Consider the following 19,623-nt stretch of genomic DNA (forward strand, 5'->3'; position numbering starts at 1 on the left):
GAAAGAGCAGCATTGAACAACAACTGGGTGCGTTTCCTATTCAAAAAGGCTCTTGAAATTTTGGCGTCACTGGCGGTGCTGGTGGCGTTTTGTTTTATCCTGTTAAAGGCTCTGCCTGGCGGACCTTTTGATGATGAGGCGGCACTTCATCCGACGGTGAAATCTGCTCTCACTTTGCAATGGGGATTGCAGGAGCCGGCACTGACTCAAAGTTACAAGTATCTGAGCTCCATGTTGCAAGGCGATCTGGGTGTTTCAATGTCACGTCCGAATCAGTCAGTCTCATCCATCATTTCCAATAGCTTTGCGAATACGATGAATCTGAATTTGGTCACATTGGTGATTGTGGTATTGGGGGCATTTGTATTGGCTCTGACTTCACAACGCTACAGCGGTGGATGGTTTGAAAAGACGGTCGATCAAATGATGATCACGTTTATCTCTTTGCCCAGTTTGTTCTGGGGACCTTTGCTGATCTATCTTTTTGGATTCTACTTTAATCTTTTGCCGACAGCGTTCTTGACTGAACCCAAGAATTACATCCTGCCGGTATTGACCTTGTGTGTGCGCCCGATGGCCATTCTGGTTCGTCTGCTTAAGACTTCTTTGAAAAACAACTATGAACTGGATTACGTAAGAACGGCCAAGGCAAAAGGTGTGCAAGAGTGGCGAGTGCTGACTCACCATGTGCTTCGTAATTCCCTGGTGCCATTCTTAAGTTTTCTGGGGCCTTTGCTGGTGGGACTGCTTTCTGGCTCTTTCCTGGTGGAAATGTTATTTGCAATTCCCGGACTGGGCGGGCAATTCATTATCGCGCTGGGGGATAGGGATTATACTTTGATAGTGGGGCTTACGTTGTTTTACGGGGCCTTGTTGATAGTTGTGAACTCACTGATTGATGTGCTGATTCGCGCCGTTGATCCAAGAATTCAGGAGGAAGCATGAAGCGTCCCTCGGTGATTCTGGCAACCGTGTTTTTAAGTGTTTTGATGCTCGCGGTGATCTTGGGCCCTCTGTTTTTTACTCTGGGCTATGAGCAAAACGTCGAACAGATTTTGATGGCGCCCTCTTGGTCTCATTGGTTTGGGACGGATTCCCTGGGGCGGGATTTGTTGGCGCGGGTTCTTTTGGGGGCTCGAGTTTCTTTAACCGTTGGAGTGGTGTGCGCGGTTCTGACTTTTCTGATCGGATTGATTTACGGATCCGTGGCAGGATGGTTTGAGGGAGTGATCGACCGCGTGTTGATGCGTTTCTGTGACATCGTCATGGCGATTCCAAGTTTTATTTTAGTGGCGGTTCTTTGCTTAAGTGTGCAGGTGATTTTACCCATTCAGGACCCGCAGTGGGCGGCGTTGGTCGGATTATGTGTGGGGATTTCCTTCACACACTGGATTAATCTGGCCAGAGTCACACGCGGTATGGTGATTGAAACCAAACGCAAACCTTTTGTGGAAGCGGCGATTTCCATCGGCGGCAACAGCCCGCACATCATCGCTCGTCATATTTTGCCGAACATCATCAGTTCATTATTGGTGCTGGTCGCGATGCAAATCCCAACCAACATCCTTTATGAAAGCTTCATGAGCTTCATCGGCATCGGCGTGCATCCGCCCTATACCAGCTGGGGCATCCTGGTCTCTGAGGGCTGGAAAACTCTGTCGAGTTTCCCGCATTTGATTTTATTTCCAAGTTTGATTTTATTCCTGACAGTGTGGAGCTTCCACATTCTGATCGACTTCGCCCGCGAGCGCAAAGCCCGCGTCTAATAGATTCTAGTCGGCCATGACCGGCAATGTGTATTCAATATTGCTAATTTTAACTTTTGGATCGACAGGCAGTCGCTTCCCGAATTTGTCCGTCAGACCAAAAGTGATATAAATCATTCCAGACGGAATTTTGAAGTATTCGTGCTGCGAACTAATTGCATACTGATGAGTTCCTTTTTTTAATCCAGTCACCATGACAGTATGATTTGTTGCCTCGGGACTGATGACGGTGCAAGTTTGCGTTTTAGGGTGTAATCAATTGGTCAGACGCTGCCAATAAAAGGCAGTAAGAACATCGAATGTCCAAAAGGCGCCTGGCGCCTTTTGGAGTGGGGTGGTGAGTGTGGGGGCTATCTTGGTTGAGATGGCGAGAGGGTCGGTTTGGTTTTTTTAGAACTTGTAGGTTGCTGCGAGATAGTGTCCGAAGCCCGATGTTTCACCAGCAAATCCGCCGGATTTAAAGAGCGCCATGTTTTGGTAGTATTTCGGACCGTAGCCGACTGAGTACCGTTTGGTGTGCCAGTAGAAACCGTTGAACCATTCCAGGGACCATGATGTGCGGTCTACGTCGTCGGCGATTTTGTTGGCGCCGAATTTGTAGTCTAGGTAGCCCTGCCATGTGATGAATGATTTGTTTTCGAATTCCACAAGTGGCTTGAACCAGTTTGTTGTTAGGATATAACCATTCCATTCGCCTTCGTCGTCGGCATCAAAGTTTTCGCGCACGTGGCGGGCCATCAGGTTCGCACCCAGTTTGCCCAACCATGGAACTTGAATGTCGGTTCCTAAGCCAATGTACTGTTCAAATAAATCGCGATCGCCGATGTAGAAAAGTGTGGAAATAAACCACTCTTGAATCGGGCCTGCTGTCAGGTCGTGACCTGTCATGTAGTCCAGGGATAAGCGCGGACCGAATTTGAAGAAGAAATTATCGCCGTCATGGCGGTCACTTTTTGAAGAATCGAAACTATCAAAGACATCGAGGAAGCCGTAGAGATCCAGAATTCCCGAACGACCACCGAATTCCAATTCAAAATAAGTATCGTTCTGCATCTCGAACGGGATCTTATTGTCTATGGATTGTATGAAATTGAACTGGAACCACTTGTAATCACCTTTGTGAATGTCACCATCAGTGATCTTTGCGGCGAATGCAGCCGGGGACAAAGCAAGAACAACTAACAACGTGCTGAAAAAATTCTGAATCATGATTCCTCACTAACATTTATCTAAGTGTCCGAAAAAAAACAAAGGGTCCCTTGCGGAACCCCTATCAAAATTAAACGTTGAAACGGAAGAACAAAACGTCGCCGTCTTTAACGACGTACTCTTTACCTTCAACACGGTACTTGCCCGCGTCTTTCACCGCTTGTTCAGTCTTGTAAGTGAACAGGTCTTCGCAGTGGTAAGTTTCTGCACGGATGAAACCTTTTTCGAAATCCGTATGGATCACGCCCGCAGCCTGTGGAGCTTTCGTGTTTGCACGGATCGTCCAGGCACGAACTTCTTTTTCGCCAGCAGTGAAGTAAGTTTGTAAGCCCAACAATGTGTAAGCCTCGCGGATCAAACGGTTCAAGCCTGGCTCTTCAGAACCCAGAGCGGCCAAGAAATCAGCGCGATCTTCTGGTGGCAACAAAGCAATTTCGGCTTCCATCGCAGAACAGATCAGGATCGTTTTATTGTTTTCTTCAGCAGCACGTTTTTCAACGGCTCTTGTCCAGTCATTGCCACCCGCTGCGAAGTCAGCGTCGTTGACGTTCATCGCGTAAAGAACTGGTTTTGCAGTCAGGAAGTGCATGTCTTTCATCATCAAAGCTTCTTGCTCGTCCAACTCAACAGAACGTGCAGGCAGGCCTTTGCCCAAAGCTTCAACGGCTTTTTTGGCAACTTCGTATTCCAATTTGATTTTTTTGTCAGCGCCAGTCTTCGCCGTTTTTTCGCGAGACTTTACACGCTTTTCAGCGGAATCAAGATCGGCCAGCATCAACTCTGTGTTGATGATTTCGATGTCACGAAGTGGATCTACGGAACCCGCAACGTGGATGATATTTGGGTCGTCGAAACAACGAACCACGTGCACGATCGCATCAGTGGCGCGGATGTGGGAAAGGAATTGATTTCCCAAACCTTCACCTTGCGAGGCACCTTTAACAATCCCCGCGATGTCCACGAATTCCATAGTTGTTGGAATTACTTTTTGAGGCTTAATGAAAGTAGTGATTTTATCCATGCGAGGATCTGGAACTGTCACCACGCCCACGTTGGGATCGATAGTACAGAAAGGGTAGTTGGCAGCCTCAGCCTTAGCTGAAGTCAACGCATTGAAAAGCGTACTTTTACCAACGTTCGGAAGACCGACGATACCGACCTGAAGTGCCATGATAACTCCTAATTAAAAACCTAATAATAGCACGGGAAATGTATATTACCCGTTGAATTTTGTCGAAGCTTTTTGAATGCCATCCAGAATGATGCTCTCAATAGCGTCGATACCTTTGTTCAGGAAGTCCGGCATTTTGTCGAATTCATCCTTGGAGAACTTGCCCAGCACATAGTCCGCGACCGGGAAGTTCGGGTTCTCGGGGCGACCAACACCCAGCTTCAATCGGGCATAGTCCTGAGTTCCCAATAATTGTGAGATACTTTTGATTCCATTGTGACCGCCATGCCCGCGGTTTTTATGAATCTTCATTTGGTTGAAGGGCTGATCGATGTCGTCATGGATCACGATCAGGTGATCCAGAGGGATTTTATAATAGCCCATCAAAGGCTGCACGGACTCGCCAGACAGATTCATGTAGGTTTGCGGCTTGCAGAAATAAAGAGTGTGCCCCTGCCAAGTGGCTTGGGAAACTTCCGCCTTAAATTGATTTTTCACGTGGGGATCCCCCAAGCCGCGAAGGAAATAGTCGACAGCCATGAATCCGATATTGTGGCGAGTGAGTTTGTACTCTCCGCCGGGGTTTCCCAAACCAACGATCAACCAAGATGACATAAAAACCTCGTTAAGCCGTATTCAAAAAAAAAGGCAGCCCTTTTGAGGGAGCCGCCTTTTTGTGTGCGTAATAGTTTAGAACTATTTTTTCGCAGCTGGTTTTGCAGCAGCTGGAGTAGCTTTCGCAGCAGCAGCAGGTGCAGCAGCAGCAGCCGGAGCCGCAGCTGGAGTAGCAGCAACTTCTTCTTCTTGAGCAGAAACAACCGCGATAGTTGTGTCGCCAGAAGAGATCAATTTAGCAGAGCCAGTGATTTTCACGTCAGATGCGTGAAGAGCGTCGCCTACTGCCAAGTTAGAGATATCAGCTGTGAAGAATTCAGGGATCTCAGTTGGAAGAACTTCGATCTCGATTTGACGGTTAACTACGTTCAACATACCGCCTTCAGATAGACCAACTGGTTTACCTTCAAGACGTACTTCAACGTTAACGCGAACAGCTTTTTTAAGGTCAAGAGCGTAGAAATCAACGTGTTGTGGGCGGCGAGTTACTGGGTGAACGTCAACTTTTTTAACAAGTACAACGATACCGTTTGCTTCTTTAACACCAGATTTCAAGTTGAAAAGAGCATTCTCGTAAGCACGAACGTTGTACTTAACGATTTCTTTTTCACCAACTGTTACGCTTACTGGAGCGATTGCACCGTAGATAACTGCAGGAACTTGGCGGTTAACGCGCAATTCGCGGCTGTTACCTTTACCAGTTTGACGAGCTTCTACGTTTAGTTCGATTCTATTTTTCATAATGTCTTCCTTCTAGTCCGATAGAGGATTGTGTTAGTAATCGCCCCTGGTGGGGCATTTAAGTTCTAATCAAATAAGCTGCTGACGGAGTCATTTCCGTGGATTCTCTTGATCGCCTCAGCCAAAACTGGCGCGACAGAAACCACTTCGATTTTTCCGCAGTTCTTCGCCGCTTCCGATAACGGAATGGTGTCGGTGACCCATACTTTTTCAATTGGGCTTTCCTTCAGGCGAGTGATCGCAGGACCCGATAAAACGGGGTGCGTTGCAACAGCGAACACACGTTTTGCCCCATTCTTATAGAGACTGTCAACTGCTTGTGTAAGGGTTCCAGCCGTATCGATCATATCGTCGACGATGACGGCAGTTTTACCAGCTACATCCCCGATCAGGTGCAAAGCTTTCGCCTCGCCAGGGGCGGAACGGCGTTTATCGATGATGGCCATGCTGGATTCAATTCGTTTGGCGAATGCACGGGTTCTTTCGACCCCTCCGGCGTCAGGACTCACCGCAACAAAGTCAGGGCCGACACCGTGGGCATCACGCCAAGCTCTTGCCAGGGTGGGGATCGCAAACAAGTGATCCACTGGGATATTGAAGAAGCCTTGGATTTGGGCGGCATGCAGGTCCACGCAAACCACACGGGTTGCGCCTGCGGAAACAATCAAATCTGCCATTAATTTCGCGGAGATAGGTGCGCGAGGAGCCACCTTTCTGTCCTGGCGAGCATACCCGAAATACGGGATCACAGCCGTGATGGAGGCTGCGGAGGCTCTACGAAGAGCATCCAGCATCACGAAAAGCTCCATGTAGCTTTGGTTCACTGGGGGACAGGTGCTTTGAATGACAAAGACATTCTGCCCGCGAACACTTTCGTGGATTTCTACTTGGATTTCGCCATCGGCGAAGGTGCTGACCTCGGAAAAACCAAGTTCGATTCCAGCGGCCGCAGCCACTTTCTTCGCCAGCTCAGGATTAGAATTAGCGGTAAATACTTTAAGGCCCTTCATATTACTCAAGTCTCCAGAGTCGTCTGTTGGAACTCCGATTTTGACGGAGTATTCGTGCGTTTGAAGGACACTAGCAAACGCGTTTGTCAGAGTAAAGTTAGGAAACTCTTTTTTGGGTTTTCAGAGGGGGATACCGCAATGCGGGATCGTTTCCTGGGAATTCCATGAAAGCCAACAAGGGGTGGGTAAAATAATATGGAATATTCTCGTATTTTGGCCGCATTTTAGCCGGTTTTATAGGGGCCTTGGTCTACTTTTGGTGTTGGAACACAAAACTTTCTCTGGATTATGTCAAGAAGCGGTAAAAATAAGTCGTAGAGAGCAGTGTTATACCTTGGAGAGGGGATAAGATGAGACCATGGATCACCGGTTTGCTTTGCGTGGCGATGACGACGTTCATTGTTTCGTGTTCACCGAGCGAAGAAAGCGAAGTCAGTGTTCCAACGGAGGATTCAACACAAGCTCCAATTCCGACGCCATCGCCATCTCCAACGGTGACTCCATCTCCGACAGTTGAGCCTGCGCCAACGGTAGCACCTTCTCCGGAACCAACGGTGGTTCCTTCGCCAGCTCCTACGGCGACTCCTTCTCCTGAGCCGACCGTCGCTCCTGCTCCTTCTCCTGCGCCGACTGTGACGCCATCACCAGAGCCGACGGTAGCCCCATCGCCGGAACCAACGGTGACTCCAACGCCGTCACCGTCACCAACGCCATCTCCGGAGCCTACAGTAACGCCGTCTCCAACGGTGACGCCGAACCCATCTCCATCGCCATCACCAGAGCCAAGTCCATCGCCAACGCCGGTTGTGGGATGTCCTGCAAACTTTGAGATGGTCGCGGCGAACTCTGCATTGGGAACATCAGCCTACTGTCTTGCGAAGTTTGAGATGAAACAAGTCAACGGTTCCGCGTCTGCAACTTCTTCCGGTAAGCCATGGATCGCCAATAAAGCGACGGCTGCTGCGGCCTGTGCGGCATTGGGTGTGAATTATCGACTGCCAACGAATGCGGAATGGAATGCCGCTGCTTTGGAAATCTACAATCGCGCAGAAAACTGGTCCGGCGGAGCAAAACTTTCCGGTCAGCTATTCACAGGTTACTATTCCTGGGGCGAGCCTTTGGCGATTGCAAATACCTCCAATCCCTATGACAGCACGGGAACGGCTTCGGGAAGTCAGCGTCGTACCTTCGTGCTTGCGAGTGGCAACACCGTTTGGGATTTCAGTGGCAACGTGTGGGAGTGGGTGAGTGACACAATCTATGGTAACTCGTACTCGCCGGATTTGTCTTCCTCCTATGGTCGCAGCTATCACAACAACACCTGGGACGTGAAGCCGGGTTCAAAAGCCCTTTTGGATTTCACCGGCATGGCCAGCGTTCCGGCAAATGATGTTTATCTGGGTAATCTATTCGGTGGCAGTTCGGGGAAAGTGATTCGCGGGGGAGCTTCCTGTATCACGACGCCTGGGGTGACGGGAATCTTCGCGGCTAATATTGGTGATATCACTGCGAATGAAACGCAGGCACCTGCCTCTTGGGGCGTCAGCATAGGGAACGTGGGGTTCCGTTGCGTGGCGACGCCGGGAGTATATTAATTTGCTTTTAAGTTTGAACGTAACGGATGCACGTGTTGGAAAATTTTAGAGCGTTTTGTTTAAAGCCGATCCTGGGATCGGCTTTTTTATTTTGGTATGTCTTCAAGCCAGGACAAAGTTTCTTTCTCAATGTAGATATGTTTGAAAAGCTCATCTGCGGCAACCCAGCCGCCATTATAGGCTTTCTGCCACGCTTCTCCCCAGCTATTGTGAATTTTGACGGCATCGTAGCAGTTGCCGGCCCCGTCACATTTCCGTGCATATCCTGAAATCACCGTTGCGTGCTTATTCTGGCAGTCGTCTTGTTTCTTGGGTTTCTTTTCATCAAGGCAGATGTTTTGAAGCAACACGGGCAGCTTTTTTTCTAATGTGGACTTTAACTTTTTCATTACTGATTTGTAGTTAAGGTCCTTTTTTTCCTCTGGAAAGAGTTTGATTTCAGTGGAGTCTTTTCCTTCAAAATAGGCGCGATTCTTGGCGCGGGCACACTCGGAAGGGGTGACCAATCGGTCAAAGAATTTTTCGTACGTCTCTTCATTAAACGCTTTCAGAAGGGCCACTTGATCTTTTTTAACGCAGAAATCCTGGTCGATGGATTTTTTTGCTTCCTCGATAAAATCAGCTTTGCATTTCTCGCAACTGGCTTCGATTTTTTTTGATTTCTTGTACAGGGTCTTAAGGCTTTCAAAGGCTTCGGCTTGCGTTTCTGTACCGAATTTCGCCCCGTCCATTTTTCCTAAAAGTTTATCCAGGGACATACACGCTTCTGATGCGGAATTTCCGATAAAATTCGCAGCAATTTGCAGGGTAAAAGCTCCGGGGCCGCCATCGTTGATTCCTCTGTAACTGGATTCATATTCGGTCTCTCCATCTGGATCTTGACCAAAACGGGCCACATCCAATGGGGAAAACATCTCTGATTCCGGAAGGGATTTGCAGTCCTGTTTCATTATTCGGCAGTTATTGGCCTGCATCACTGCGGTGGCTGCAAAAGAGTAGCACAGGCCCAGCGTATCTTGGGACATCACACGCGGCATGTTTTCAACCACGATTTCAGAGTCTTTTTTAGTGGTAAAACCTTCGCCAAATTTGGTGAAGGCTTTCATTGATTGCGCCTGAGTAGCAGAGCTTAAAGATAAAACTGACAAACAGAAAATCAAAAAGCGCATCCTGCCACTCCTTGGGTTTATAACGTCGAGTTGTACTTCTGAAGAAATTGTTTAATTGCCTGGGCACGGTGCGAGTTTTGAGCCTTATAGCCGCTGCCAAGTTCTGCAAGTGTTTGCGTCTGGCCTTCAGGAACAAAAACAGGATCATAACCGAAGCCATGCAGTCCTGCGGGTTTGCTGGTGATCGTGCCTTTAAGCTCGCCAGTGAAAATCCATTCTTCGCCAGTCGGAGTATAAACAACTGTCGTGCAAACGAAACGGGCGTTCTTGTTGGCCATGGGTTTTAGAGTGATCATTTTCAAAAGCTTCGCCACGTTTTCGCTGTCTGAAGCCTTGGGACCTGCATAGCGTGCAGAATGGATTCCCGGAAGGTTGTTTAAACCTTCCACTTCAAGTCCTGCATCTTCTCCCAAAACCCACGCATTATTTTTAACTGCGCGCAAAGTTTTAGCCTTGATACGGGCATTGTCCAAAAACGTTTTGCCATCTTCTGGGCGGGGAGTGAAGGAGGCGATTTCACCTTGGTGGTGCAATTGCAGATCTACGACTTCGTTTAGAAGTACGCGAAATTCAGAAAGTTTGCCTTTATTGCCGGTCGCAATCCAAAGTTCCATGTTGCAGTCTCCTTTGAATTAAACGCCAGCCAGGCGGTAAGTTTCACCAATGATAGCGGCTTGGTGAATGAATAATTCACGACAGCCTTTTTCAGCCACATCCATCATCTTGTTCAACTGCTGACGATTGAATGGAACGTGCTCTGCCGTGCCTTGCACTTCAACGAAAGTGCCTTTGTCAGTCATGACAAAGTTCATGTCAGTGCCGATCGCACTGTCTTCGTCATAATTCAAATCCAGCAAAATATTGTCATTGTGAAGACCCACGCTGATCGCGGCAACGTAATTGATCAAAGGATTGGCTTTGATTTCACTGACTGCCGCCAGTTTTTTTAGTGCCAGAGCCAAAGCCACGTAGCCACCGGTTACGGCAGCAGTGCGTGTGCCGCCATCGGCATTCAAAACATCACAATCGATTGTGATTTGTTTTTCGCCCATAAGTTTCAAGTCCACAGCCGCACGCAGGGAACGACCGATCAAGCGGGAGATTTCTTGAGTGCGTCCGCTGTTAGCCGCTTTATCGCGTTTGATACGAGTGTGAGTGGAGCGTGGAAGCATGCCGTACTCTGCAGTCACCCAACCAGCACCAGTACCTGCCAACCATTGTGGAGCCTTGGATTCGTAGCTGGCTGTGCAAAGAACTTTGGTTTTTCCAAACTCTACCATTGCAGAGCCTTCCGCGTATTCAGCAACATTTGGTGTGATTTTGATTTGTCTAAGTTGATCGAATAATCGGCCGTCGCTGCGCATGGGGACTCCTTGAAAATGTGGGGGATGAAAGAGTCCTCAATCTAGATTCTTGGCAGAGGAGTTGTCCATCTTTTCTTTGTATGAAACGAGAGCGTTATAGATTTTTTCGGCCAGATCTTTTTGATAGTCTTTGCGTTGGAGGCGTTGCGCTTCGCGGGGATTGGAAATAAAGCCAATCTCAATTAATACAGCCGGCATCGAGGTTTTTGAGATCACATAAAATGGGGCCTGCTTGATCGTCGCCTGCATCGCATTTTCATCGTTTTCCCAAATGGTCGTTAAAGCTTTGGTCAAACGCAGGCTGGAGTTCATGCGATTTTGTCGGCGCAGGTCCTCGACGATTGCGGCGATGTCGCCTTTTTTGGAAAGCTCGTCGCCACCCGAAAGGTTGTGAAGGTCGCGGGCATTGGCGAGTGCCTGATTTTCTTGGTTGGCCAGAAACAAAGCATCTTCATCAGCCGGCAGGTTGTTTTGAAAGAAGAATTCCACACCACGGGCACGCTGATCCAGAGCTGCATTGGCGTGCAAGCTTACATATAAGTCGGCGTCAGCTTTTTCCGCCATTTTTACCCGGTCAGGCAGGGAGATTGCGCGATCATTATCGCGGGTCATGGTGACTACAAAATGAGGGTCTTCGCTGAGCAGAGTTTTTAGTTTGCGAGCCACAGTCAAAACAAGGTCGGCCTCTTTGATTGAGTTATAGACAGCTCCCTTGTCTGTTCCACCGTGGCCGGGGTCCAATACGATATGGAATGTAGCAAAAGCAGGGGATGCCCAGGCTCCAACCAATAGGGAACACAAAATCTGTTTCAATCTGATAGAGGTCATTACTATAAGTAGAATTTCTTGAATAAATTCTGTCGAGTCCAGTCGCCATGGGAGGGCCGACAATTGGCGTTTTCCGTATAATTTCTCGACAGAGGTTTAGTGTCGGGCTCCATTTAATTGGACCTGAACATAATCTTGGTCTGGCACCGCGATTGCTTTAGTACTAAAGCAACCCCCCCTTGCGGCCAGGATCCTCCCCCCCCAATCCTGGTCGCTTTTTTTTTACCCAAAATGCATATATCCTATTGCCTGCTAACAGCTTAAGGAGACATTCATGCATTTCAAAACTTTGGGTATTCTGCTTGTTGCAGCTTTGATGACATCGACAGCGACAAGAGCACTGGCACAAGACAAACAAATTGAAGCGGAAGAAGCTATTGCGGATGCAGAAGGTGCAAAAGCTGAGGCTGCCGAAGCGAAACGCCGTGCAGAGGAAGAGCGCAAGACTCGCGAAAAAGCTCGTACTGAAGCTCAGTCAGCTATTAATAAGGCTCGCTCAGCAGAAGCTGAAGCGAAAAGAGATCAGGCGACAGCAGAGCGCGACGTAGCTAAGTTTAAAGCGGAAGCTGCTGGTTTTGATCGTGACCAAAAGAAAGCTGAAAAAGACCAGGCTGAAGCAACAGCGCGCAGTAAAACAGCTGCCAATCAAATTGAAAAAGCAAAAAAATCCCGTGACGACGCGATGGAACTGAAAAAAACAGAGGAGAAAAAAGCCTCTGATATGATGTCTCAAGCGAAAGACATGGAAAAGCAGGCTCTAGCTGCTACGGAAGCGGGGCAAAAAGCTTCCAAAGAAGCCGAAGTTGCTAAGTTGGAATCTGCGAAAGCAAACCAAAATCTTTCAAAAACAAAATTGCTGGTTGAAAAAGCAGTAGCTGAGTCCAAAGCTCGCGATGCTAAAGCAAAATCAGAAATCGCTCGCGCAGATGCTGAAAAAGCAAAAGCAGAAGCCGAGATGACTCGTTTGAAAGCGCAAGAAGAGCAAGCTAAAGCTATGATTGATAAAACTGAATCAGAGCTAAAGTCTGCAACTGAAGAGACGAAAAAATTGAGCTCTCAGGTTGAAGATGAGCGCAAAAAATTGAACGACATCAAAAAAGATGAAGCGAAGGTGACTCAAACGGCGGCAAAAGCGAAACAAGAGCTTGAAAGCAACCGTATGAAGTACCGTCAAGAGGAAGCAAAATCCTCTCAAGAGCTGGCTCGTGCAAGAAAGTCCATCGAGGACAACGAAGCGGCTGCTAAACACGCTGATGCTGAACTTGAAAAATACAAAGCAAGTGCTGAAAAAGCCAAAGCAGAGTTGGAACAAGTTCAAGACCGCGTAGAAGAAGCAAAGAACAAAGCGGAAGACGCTAAAATCCGCGCGGAAACTGCAAAAGCCCAGGCTGAAGCTGCTGAAGCTCAGCTGGAAGCTGCAAAAATCAGAGCAGGCAGCCAAGGTGTGGATCTTTCTGCCCCAGCTGCGGCTCCAGCAAAGAAAAAGAAAAAGTAATTTAAGCGAAATCAAAACTAAAAAACCCGGCTCATCGCCGGGTTTTTTTATTTCATCTTCATGGCGTATCCTGTGTACGCAATCATTGGTGACTTTGAAAAAGTGAATTTGAAATCCCTGGGCACCTCGCCGGTGCGGATCAGGCTCCAGATTCCTTTTTGCATGAATACCGGGCGAATGCCGCGAATCTCGACGTCGTGCAATCCCGTTTCTTTCATCCATTTGGTCAGATCGTTGGGCTTTATAAATAATGAATACACATGGTAGTCATCGGGAGTGTTCTTTACGAACCACTCCATGGATTTAATCACCACCAGATTGGCCAGTTGGTTCTTATTGAACGTGTTAAAGAAAAACAAACCACCGGGTTTTAAAACTCGGGAGGCTTCTGCCAGTACTTTTTGTGGCTCGGAAACATGTTCCAGCAGATCCATCGCGCAGGCGACATCGAAACTGCTATCCGGAAATGGAACCTGATACACGTCGCCGATTTGATAGTGCACGGAGTGAGTGTGGTCACGGCTTTCGGCAACCTTCAAGCTTGAGTCCGACAGGTCAATTCCGGAGACATGATGCCCGGCTGCGGCCAGGTCGTTGGATAGAAATCCTCCGCCGCAACCCATATCAAGAATTTTGGCGGATTTTCTGCCAATAAAACGTTCGATGGTTTGCAGTATCCACGGCATTTCCAGTTTGTGTTGATTTCTAAGCAATGCAATTGGATCGTCCTGCGCTTCGTACCAGCGCTCTGCCAGAAGATCGTAAGCTTTGTTGTTGATGATCTCATTGTCTGCTTTGGCCAGATCCATTTCCATAATGTACCCCTGGTGTTTTTAAATCAGACTGCGAAACTCTCTGGCCGTCGGCAAGATCCAGTGGCAACTTGCAAGTTTGCGGTGTAGATTCTTTTAAAAGGAGGTGTGCATGAACAAAAAGATTTTCGTTGTTTTGATTGTTGCAGGTTCTATGGCGCATGCGCAAGGGTACAAGTGTTTTCAAAAAGTTTCAGAACCCGAGCGCAGGGAAGTTGTAGCCAAATTTATGGCCAAGGAATACCCGGAATTCAAAAAGAAGTTCGCGGATTTCTGTAAGAAATATGCCGAGACCGTCTCTTGTAAGACAGAAACTGTTTCGCTGAAAAAGGCTCCGCAGCACATGTCAGGAATTGCCCGCCAAAGTCCATGTGCAGAGGTGATGCGAATTGATTCCGGAAATAATACGACCATCTATTCCGTGGACGACAAAACCGCACCCAAGCGTATGTAAAGGCGCACGGTCATGATCTTTATCAAGACCACTATGTGAACCGCAGCTCCATCTTTAGACTGTGAGGTAAATCCCAACAGAAAGAGGAGTTATGGTTAAGGCAGTGGTTTTGACTTTAGCGGTGACGCTCGCATTCAATGCATACACAAGCAATGCTATAGCTAAGGAATCATCCAAGAAACAAGTTTCCAAAAGCATGGCGCCGGAAACTCCCGAACAGGAATTGCAGGCACTCAAAGACGGCAACATGCGCTTCGTTGCCGGCAACTTAAGAAACCACGACTATCGCCACCAGATTGATAAAACCAAAGATGGACAGAAGCCTTATGCGGTTATTCTAAGCTGTCTGGATTCACGTATCCCTGTTGAGGTGGTTTTCGATCAGGGAATCGGGGAGCTGTTTGTGGCTCGTGTAGCCGGTAATATTGAAAACAACGATATCCTGGGCAGCATGGAATTTGGGACTGCAGCCATGGGAGCAAAACTGGTCGTAGTCATGGGCCACACCAAATGTGGTGCTATTAAAGGTGCCTGCAACAATGTGAAGCTGGGGCATTTGACGGCCTTGCTTGATAAAATCCAACCGGCTGTTCGACAAGTTAAAAATTCAACAACGGGTTTCAATCCCGAATCTTATGACCACGTGGATTTGGTTTCTGAAGAAAATGTGAAACAAACAGTGGCCCGCATTCGCAAGAACAGTGAAATCATCCGCAAGCTTGAGGAACAAGGAAAGGTTCGCATTGTGGGCGCGATGTATGATATCTCCACGGGCAACGTGAAGTTCATGGATGCGGCGTCAAAACTGGCGGATATTTACTAGTAACGCAAAGCCGTTCTTAGCGCAAAGTACTGGCTGTCGTCGGAGTTCGTGGACTCTTTAATAAAGGCTCCGGCGGCAGTGTAGGAATACTCGTAGTAGATCGAAAACAATTTATTAAGTTTCCATTCCGCCGATGAATTCACCTGCGTCGCAGTAAAGCGTTCTTCGTTCGTTGCAGTTCGCAAAAGACTGCCGCTTCCACGATAAACGCCGTCATGAGTATTTTCGCGCCAGTAAAAAGCGAAATTATTTGTCCAAGAGAGGGCGTCAGAAATATGCCATGTGATCGCGGGAACAAGTGCGATCACATTGGGATGGCCGATTTCACCGGACCATCCGTAGTATTGGCCGCGCGGGAAAAGGGCATTGAAAGTGTTGTACTCGGAGTCGTTGGGATCTTTATCGCCGGAAAAATAGCTGAGCAATAACGTTGCATCGAACGAATTCAGCACGGGCATTTTTACCCTGGATGCTAAGCCATATGCCCACACGTTGAGCTCATCTTCATAGCGTCCGCTTTGCAGCAGGAAGTCTGTATCAATCGAGATGAATTCGGTTTTGTAGACCCAGCGAGTTCCCAGTGTATACAGCAGAGAGGTGAAGTCATCGTAATACATCAGGTAAAAATCCGCGCTCGATGGATCTGCTTTAAGAACTGAATTGAAATAGACATAACCCAAGAGCGTATCAGCGGGACGGTTGTCGACAAAGCTCGGTGTGATTTCCACGGGATGGCCCAGAAATATCTCAGAGTTTTTGCTACCAGGCAAAAATCCTTTAATGGCATCAAAGCTTAAGCGGGAATTGGGGCCTTCCCGCACTCCCACCAATAGAGTGGAGCCCACGGGGATTTCCTGTCTTCCTGCGCGCAGGTACTTGTTTTCAAAAAAAGCCTGATGAATGTCGCCATCATCGCGGTCGGTGGAGTTTAAATTTCCAAACTTGTTTGCAATTTCAGAGTATTTAGCCTGCAGATATCCACGGATATTGGTTTCCGTGTCTTTGACTTCAACGTGAGCCAAATATCGTTGCAGAAAGTATCCTTGAGACTCATTGGTGCCCCGGCCAAAATTGGGGTTTGTAAACCACTCTTCAGACCAACGAAAGTAACCGCCGGTCGTGATGGATACCGTGCTTTCGGTTTGCGCAAAAGACGGAAGCGCAATGAACAGGATTGTGGACAAAGTCAGGGCAAACTTGTTTGGCATGCCCTGAAGCTTAGTTTTATTTTTTACGGATGTCTTCGCAAAATTTCAAAGTGTAGGACTGATTTCCGTGCTTAAATGCCACAGGTTGTCCCGAGGTCAATTGGGCCGGGCTGAACTGCAGGGTGGATTGAGCTTTTTTAGAAACCAAATCCGCTCGCGGTCGGCCCCCGTTATCCAGGTGAATTTCCATGCCCCATTCCAGATATTCAAGATTATAGGTAATCGTGCCATTTTGCAGGCGCCCTTGTTGGGTGCGCATTTTGTCTTTTTTAAAGTTGATGCACTCGGGTTTAAAGCTGACCTCACTGACTTTGGTTTGCACTCCGTCAAAGGGGCGATTTTTTTGATCCACATCCCACAGAATCACAAACTTGCTTTGTGCATGCAGCTTATCGAGTTCGGTGTTCACGTCGGCATTGAAGGACTTCATCAAAGGATCCGTGAAGCGGCTGATTAAGTTGGCGGAAGCTTCACGAATATCGCTGGAGACGTTGGCTTTGCCGCAATCCGGGTGAGGGGATGCTGCTGTGGCAATGCCAGGAATATTGATGCAGGCAAAGTTGGATCCAAAACTGACGTGATAAAACGGCGCTTTTTTAAGATTCACATCCGCCGCCGTGCCCATGGAGTTAAGCAGTCCTTTGACTTCAAGGTTTGGAGTCATCAGTGGAGAGCCCGAGTTACCCTTCATGGTTTCACAAGGAACCATGGCGATGATCGGACTTTTGACGCCGGTAAAGAAGGGATTCGCCAAAGAGTTCTGAACGGCCGGGCAGGAAACCTTGCGCAGTACACCAGCACCCTTGTCCGTCGGATCGATTTTGTACACCGTCAAAACTTCGCCATCAGAGATGCCAGATGTATTGATCGGCGCTGAAAGGCGAGGGGCTTTTTTGGAAAGCTTAAAGAAAGCCCAATCCGGAGTAAGCGCCGTGTCCTTCAGTGCCGGGGAGATCCATTTGATTTGCTCGCAGTCACCGTACTCTTCGTCGCGTGATCGGGAGGCGGGGAAAGTGACGGTGATGCGTCCCTTGCAAGAGGTTTCATTTTGGCGAATGTCTTCAGGGATACAGTGCAGGTTGGTGGCGACGATATCGTCAGCGACCAAAACACCGGTGCAGACTGATTTTCCATCATAGTTCAAACCCACCACCGATTCAGGGCAGGCCCCGGGATTTTCGCACGTGACTTTGTACACCGGTGTGGCAAGAGCCGGTGTCTGTATCAAAATGAGAAAAAGAAATAAGCGGAAGTTCTTCACAGAAGCTTTATCGGAATAAAGCTTCTGTCGCAAAAGTGCATTTTGCTAGGCTTGCTGAGTCTCAGCTCCGCCACCGCGATAGTAGACGGTTTGTGTAGGGTACGCGAACTCGACACCCAACTCTTTTGCAATCTTTAGAATCTCAATAAAGATGAACTGTTGTTGTGTCATTTCCTCAGGGCCGGTGAACACCTGCAAGTGGAATTGGACCAGAATATTCAACTGAGAATCAGCATAGCCGTTGAAGTTCACAACGACTGTTTCTGGATTGACGGTGTTATCCTGTTTAATGCAATAACGAACGCGGTCACAGAATTCTTTGATTTTTTCCGGCGGCGTTTCGTAGGCGATGCCGATAATTTGACGAACGCGACGGAAAGGGCGCACTCCCATGTTGTCGATGGTTTCTTTGGCCATCATGGCGTTAGGTACGGTGATGACCGAGTTATAGAAAGTGCGGATGCGTGTGGAGCGGAAACCGACTTCCTCCACGGTGCCTTCCATGTCTTTCACTTTCACCCAGTCGCCCACCTGAAATGGAGTGTCGAAAAGAATCGTGATCGAACCAAACAAATTTGCGGCAGTGTCTTGAGCCGCCAAGGCCAAGGCCAAACCCCCAAGCCCCAAGCCGGCCATTAAAGACATGACGTTCAGGCCAAAGCTTTGCAGGATCATCAGGAAGCCCAGAATAACAACCAGGAATTTAATTGCCTTGGTGGCAAAGGGAACCAGATTGTCGTCCATCTTGCTTTCAGTTTTAGCAGCAATGTCTGCAAAGACATAACCCATGGCATCGACCATATAATAGACGATGCGAATGATATGAAAGCCCATGAAGCCCTTCAGAAGGTATTCATAGTAAGTCACGAACTTGCCGGTAAGCTCAAGAGCATCATCCAGCGCGAACAGCAGCAGGATGATCAGAATCCAGGCCAGGGGGCGCTCGATTTCAAAGCGGAAGAGGTAATTGGAAAAACTCTTTGCGTATCTTTTTGCAATGGGGTTGTGCTCTTTAAGCAGTTTCAACAGCCATTGCAGGCCCGGACGGATAACGAATGCCAGGCAAATGCCCAAAGTCAGGATCACCCATTTCCATGTGGGCATGATGATGTAGGTTTTTTTAAGAAACATCGCCACTTCAAGCGAGAACAACTGCAATTCTTCGAATAAAAACTTTTCCATGATAAATCCTTGCCAATTAGTTCATGTGGAGGTCATGACCGGTGTAGATCAGAGCCAGGATGATAATACCCAAAACAATACGATAATAACCAAAACCGCGGAAGCCATAACGGCTGACGACGCCGATAAAGAACTTGATTGCAATCATCGCCACGATAAATGAAACCACCATGCCGACCAGAAGCAAATTGATCTGTTGGGGTTCAATGGTCTTATAAATTTTCAAAAGCTTATAGAGAGTTGCCGCCGCCATGGTTGGCACCGCCAAAAAAAATGAAAACTCCGCGGCTTCCTTTTTATTCATTCCCAAAGTCAAACCACCCATGATGGTTGCACCCGAACGGGAAACCCCGGGGATCATGGCAATGGCTTGATAAAGTCCCAGTTTCGCGGAGTCCTTATAATTAAGGTCATTCGTGGTTCGACCCATAGAGGTCAAATGCGCAAAGTATTTGTCGGACCACACCAGGATGATACCTCCGGCAATCAAAGACCATGCAACGACTTGAACGCTGCCCAGCAGGTGTTCGACCAAATCTTTTGCCAAGAAGCCAATAATGGCGGTTGGCAGAAACGCCACGAACAGTTTTTTATAAAAGCTCCAGTTTGGCAAAAAGCGTTTCCAGTACAATACCAGAACAGACATGATGGCGCCGAATTGGATGATAACTTCAAAGGCTTTTGTGAAAGCACTGTCTTCGATTCCCATCATGGAGCTGGCAATGATCATGTGACCGGTAGATGAGATCGGCAAAAACTCCGTGATTCCCTCTACAATTCCTAAAATAATCGCGTGCATAAAATCCATGGGAGTCCTTCGAGTTTCAGTGTTGATAATCAGCCCGCAATATTCTTGTAAGCTTCACTCTGCGGTTCAACTTTCGATCACGCGTGTCATGAAAATAAGCTGTAGTTTAAAA

Annotated in this window: 21 protein-coding genes; 6 read left to right on the plus strand and 15 right to left on the minus strand. The window is 47.9% G+C overall.

What is annotated here, in order from left to right; genetic code table 11:
* Positions 1-12: 12 nt before the first annotated feature.
* Together ACLVWR_RS11700 and ACLVWR_RS11705 are read left to right on the plus strand one after the other, a co-directional pair.
* The gene (locus ACLVWR_RS11700) at positions 13-945 is read left to right on the plus strand and encodes an ABC transporter permease (RefSeq protein ID WP_413580832.1); all 933 of its coding nucleotides are present in this window, start codon (positions 13-15) and stop codon (positions 943-945) included.
* Positions 942-1,766 carry an ABC transporter permease gene (locus tag ACLVWR_RS11705; protein ID WP_413580833.1) on the plus strand — a complete coding sequence of 275 codons (825 nt, stop codon included), beginning with the start codon at positions 942-944 and terminating at the stop codon, positions 1,764-1,766. Before ACLVWR_RS11700 ends, ACLVWR_RS11705 begins: the two co-directional genes overlap by 4 nt.
* A gap of 6 nt (positions 1,767-1,772) precedes the next feature.
* Here the strand turns inward: ACLVWR_RS11705 and ACLVWR_RS11710 are convergent, their stop codons facing one another.
* The 6 genes from ACLVWR_RS11710 to ACLVWR_RS11735 all read right to left on the minus strand — a co-directional run bounded on the left by ACLVWR_RS11710 (position 1,773) and on the right by ACLVWR_RS11735 (position 6,512).
* Positions 1,773-1,961, minus strand: a complete 189-nt coding sequence (locus ACLVWR_RS11710; protein ID WP_413580834.1) for a hypothetical protein — start codon at positions 1,959-1,961, stop codon at positions 1,773-1,775.
* A gap of 195 nt (positions 1,962-2,156) precedes the next feature.
* Positions 2,157-2,975, minus strand: a complete 819-nt coding sequence (locus ACLVWR_RS11715) for an outer membrane protein OmpK (protein ID WP_413580835.1) — start codon at positions 2,973-2,975, stop codon at positions 2,157-2,159.
* 70 nt (positions 2,976-3,045) lie between these two features.
* Positions 3,046-4,146 (minus strand): redox-regulated ATPase YchF, encoded by a 1,101-nt coding sequence (gene ychF / locus ACLVWR_RS11720; protein WP_413580836.1) that lies wholly within the window; start codon positions 4,144-4,146, stop codon positions 3,046-3,048.
* Between the two features lie 45 nt (positions 4,147-4,191).
* Complete coding sequence (gene pth, locus ACLVWR_RS11725) at positions 4,192-4,761, minus strand: aminoacyl-tRNA hydrolase (protein ID WP_413580837.1); 570 nt, start codon at positions 4,759-4,761, stop codon at positions 4,192-4,194.
* An 81-nt stretch (positions 4,762-4,842) separates the two neighbouring features.
* Positions 4,843-5,502 carry a 50S ribosomal protein L25 gene (locus tag ACLVWR_RS11730; RefSeq protein ID WP_413580838.1) on the minus strand — a complete coding sequence of 220 codons (660 nt, stop codon included), beginning with the start codon at positions 5,500-5,502 and terminating at the stop codon, positions 4,843-4,845.
* A gap of 65 nt (positions 5,503-5,567) precedes the next feature.
* Positions 5,568-6,512: a ribose-phosphate diphosphokinase gene (locus ACLVWR_RS11735; RefSeq protein WP_413583500.1), complete on the minus strand. Its 945-nt coding sequence runs from the start codon at positions 6,510-6,512 to the stop codon at positions 5,568-5,570.
* 350 nt (positions 6,513-6,862) lie between these two features.
* On the opposite strand from ACLVWR_RS11735, the gene ACLVWR_RS11740 reads away from it, so the two are divergent.
* Entirely contained in the window at positions 6,863-8,107 is a 1,245-nt protein-coding gene (locus tag ACLVWR_RS11740; RefSeq protein ID WP_413580839.1) for an SUMF1/EgtB/PvdO family nonheme iron enzyme, read from the plus strand.
* 86 nt (positions 8,108-8,193) lie between these two features.
* On the opposite strand, the gene ACLVWR_RS11745 is transcribed toward ACLVWR_RS11740, so the two are convergent.
* The 4 genes from ACLVWR_RS11745 to ACLVWR_RS11760 are packed head-to-tail and all read right to left on the minus strand — an operon-like array spanning position 8,194 to position 11,468.
* Complete coding sequence (locus ACLVWR_RS11745; protein ID WP_413580840.1) at positions 8,194-9,276, minus strand: hypothetical protein; 1,083 nt, start codon at positions 9,274-9,276, stop codon at positions 8,194-8,196.
* Between the two features lie 17 nt (positions 9,277-9,293).
* Positions 9,294-9,890 carry an RdgB/HAM1 family non-canonical purine NTP pyrophosphatase gene (gene rdgB, locus ACLVWR_RS11750; protein ID WP_413580841.1) on the minus strand — a complete coding sequence of 199 codons (597 nt, stop codon included), beginning with the start codon at positions 9,888-9,890 and terminating at the stop codon, positions 9,294-9,296.
* An 18-nt stretch (positions 9,891-9,908) separates the two neighbouring features.
* Positions 9,909-10,640, minus strand: coding sequence for a ribonuclease PH (gene rph, locus ACLVWR_RS11755; RefSeq protein WP_340599342.1), 732 nt, complete (start codon positions 10,638-10,640; stop codon positions 9,909-9,911).
* A 36-nt stretch (positions 10,641-10,676) separates the two neighbouring features.
* Complete coding sequence (locus ACLVWR_RS11760; protein ID WP_413580842.1) at positions 10,677-11,468, minus strand: N-acetylmuramoyl-L-alanine amidase family protein; 792 nt, start codon at positions 11,466-11,468, stop codon at positions 10,677-10,679.
* Positions 11,469-11,742: 274 nt separating this feature from the next.
* Here ACLVWR_RS11760 and ACLVWR_RS11765 point away from each other — a divergent pair, with 274 nt between their 5' ends.
* Entirely contained in the window at positions 11,743-12,963 is a 1,221-nt protein-coding gene (locus ACLVWR_RS11765; protein ID WP_413580843.1) for a hypothetical protein, read from the plus strand.
* Positions 12,964-13,010: 47 nt separating this feature from the next.
* Here the strand turns inward: ACLVWR_RS11765 and ubiG are convergent, their stop codons facing one another.
* Positions 13,011-13,778, minus strand: a complete 768-nt coding sequence (gene ubiG / locus ACLVWR_RS11770; RefSeq protein ID WP_413580844.1) for a bifunctional 2-polyprenyl-6-hydroxyphenol methylase/3-demethylubiquinol 3-O-methyltransferase UbiG — start codon at positions 13,776-13,778, stop codon at positions 13,011-13,013.
* Between the two features lie 109 nt (positions 13,779-13,887).
* Between ubiG and ACLVWR_RS11775 the strand changes: the two genes are divergently transcribed.
* Together ACLVWR_RS11775 and ACLVWR_RS11780 are read left to right on the plus strand one after the other, a co-directional pair.
* Positions 13,888-14,229: a hypothetical protein gene (locus ACLVWR_RS11775; RefSeq protein WP_413580845.1), complete on the plus strand. Its 342-nt coding sequence runs from the start codon at positions 13,888-13,890 to the stop codon at positions 14,227-14,229.
* A 91-nt stretch (positions 14,230-14,320) separates the two neighbouring features.
* Positions 14,321-15,052 (plus strand): carbonic anhydrase family protein, encoded by a 732-nt coding sequence (locus tag ACLVWR_RS11780; RefSeq protein ID WP_413580846.1) that lies wholly within the window; start codon positions 14,321-14,323, stop codon positions 15,050-15,052.
* Here the strand turns inward: ACLVWR_RS11780 and ACLVWR_RS11785 are convergent.
* From ACLVWR_RS11785 to ACLVWR_RS11800, 4 genes are read right to left on the minus strand one after another with little or no spacing between them, the layout of a single operon-like run.
* On the minus strand, positions 15,049-16,260 hold the full coding sequence (locus tag ACLVWR_RS11785; protein WP_413580847.1) for an alginate export family protein: 1,212 nt from the start codon (positions 16,258-16,260) through the stop codon (positions 15,049-15,051). The genes ACLVWR_RS11780 and ACLVWR_RS11785 overlap by 4 nt on opposite strands.
* Positions 16,261-16,276: 16 nt before the next feature.
* On the minus strand, positions 16,277-17,554 hold the full coding sequence (locus tag ACLVWR_RS11790; RefSeq protein ID WP_413580848.1) for a trypsin-like serine peptidase: 1,278 nt from the start codon (positions 17,552-17,554) through the stop codon (positions 16,277-16,279).
* A 12-nt stretch (positions 17,555-17,566) separates the two neighbouring features.
* A complete protein-coding gene (locus ACLVWR_RS11795; protein ID WP_413580849.1) occupies positions 17,567-18,703 on the minus strand; it encodes a mechanosensitive ion channel family protein in 1,137 nt (378 codons plus the stop codon).
* Positions 18,704-18,719: 16 nt separating this feature from the next.
* Positions 18,720-19,511 (minus strand): undecaprenyl-diphosphate phosphatase, encoded by a 792-nt coding sequence (locus ACLVWR_RS11800; protein WP_413580850.1) that lies wholly within the window; start codon positions 19,509-19,511, stop codon positions 18,720-18,722.
* Between the last annotated feature and the right edge of the window lie 112 nt (positions 19,512-19,623).

The organism is Bdellovibrio sp. HCB288 (assembly GCF_047305935.1).
Lineage (GTDB): Bacteria > Bdellovibrionota > Bdellovibrionia > Bdellovibrionales > Bdellovibrionaceae > Bdellovibrio.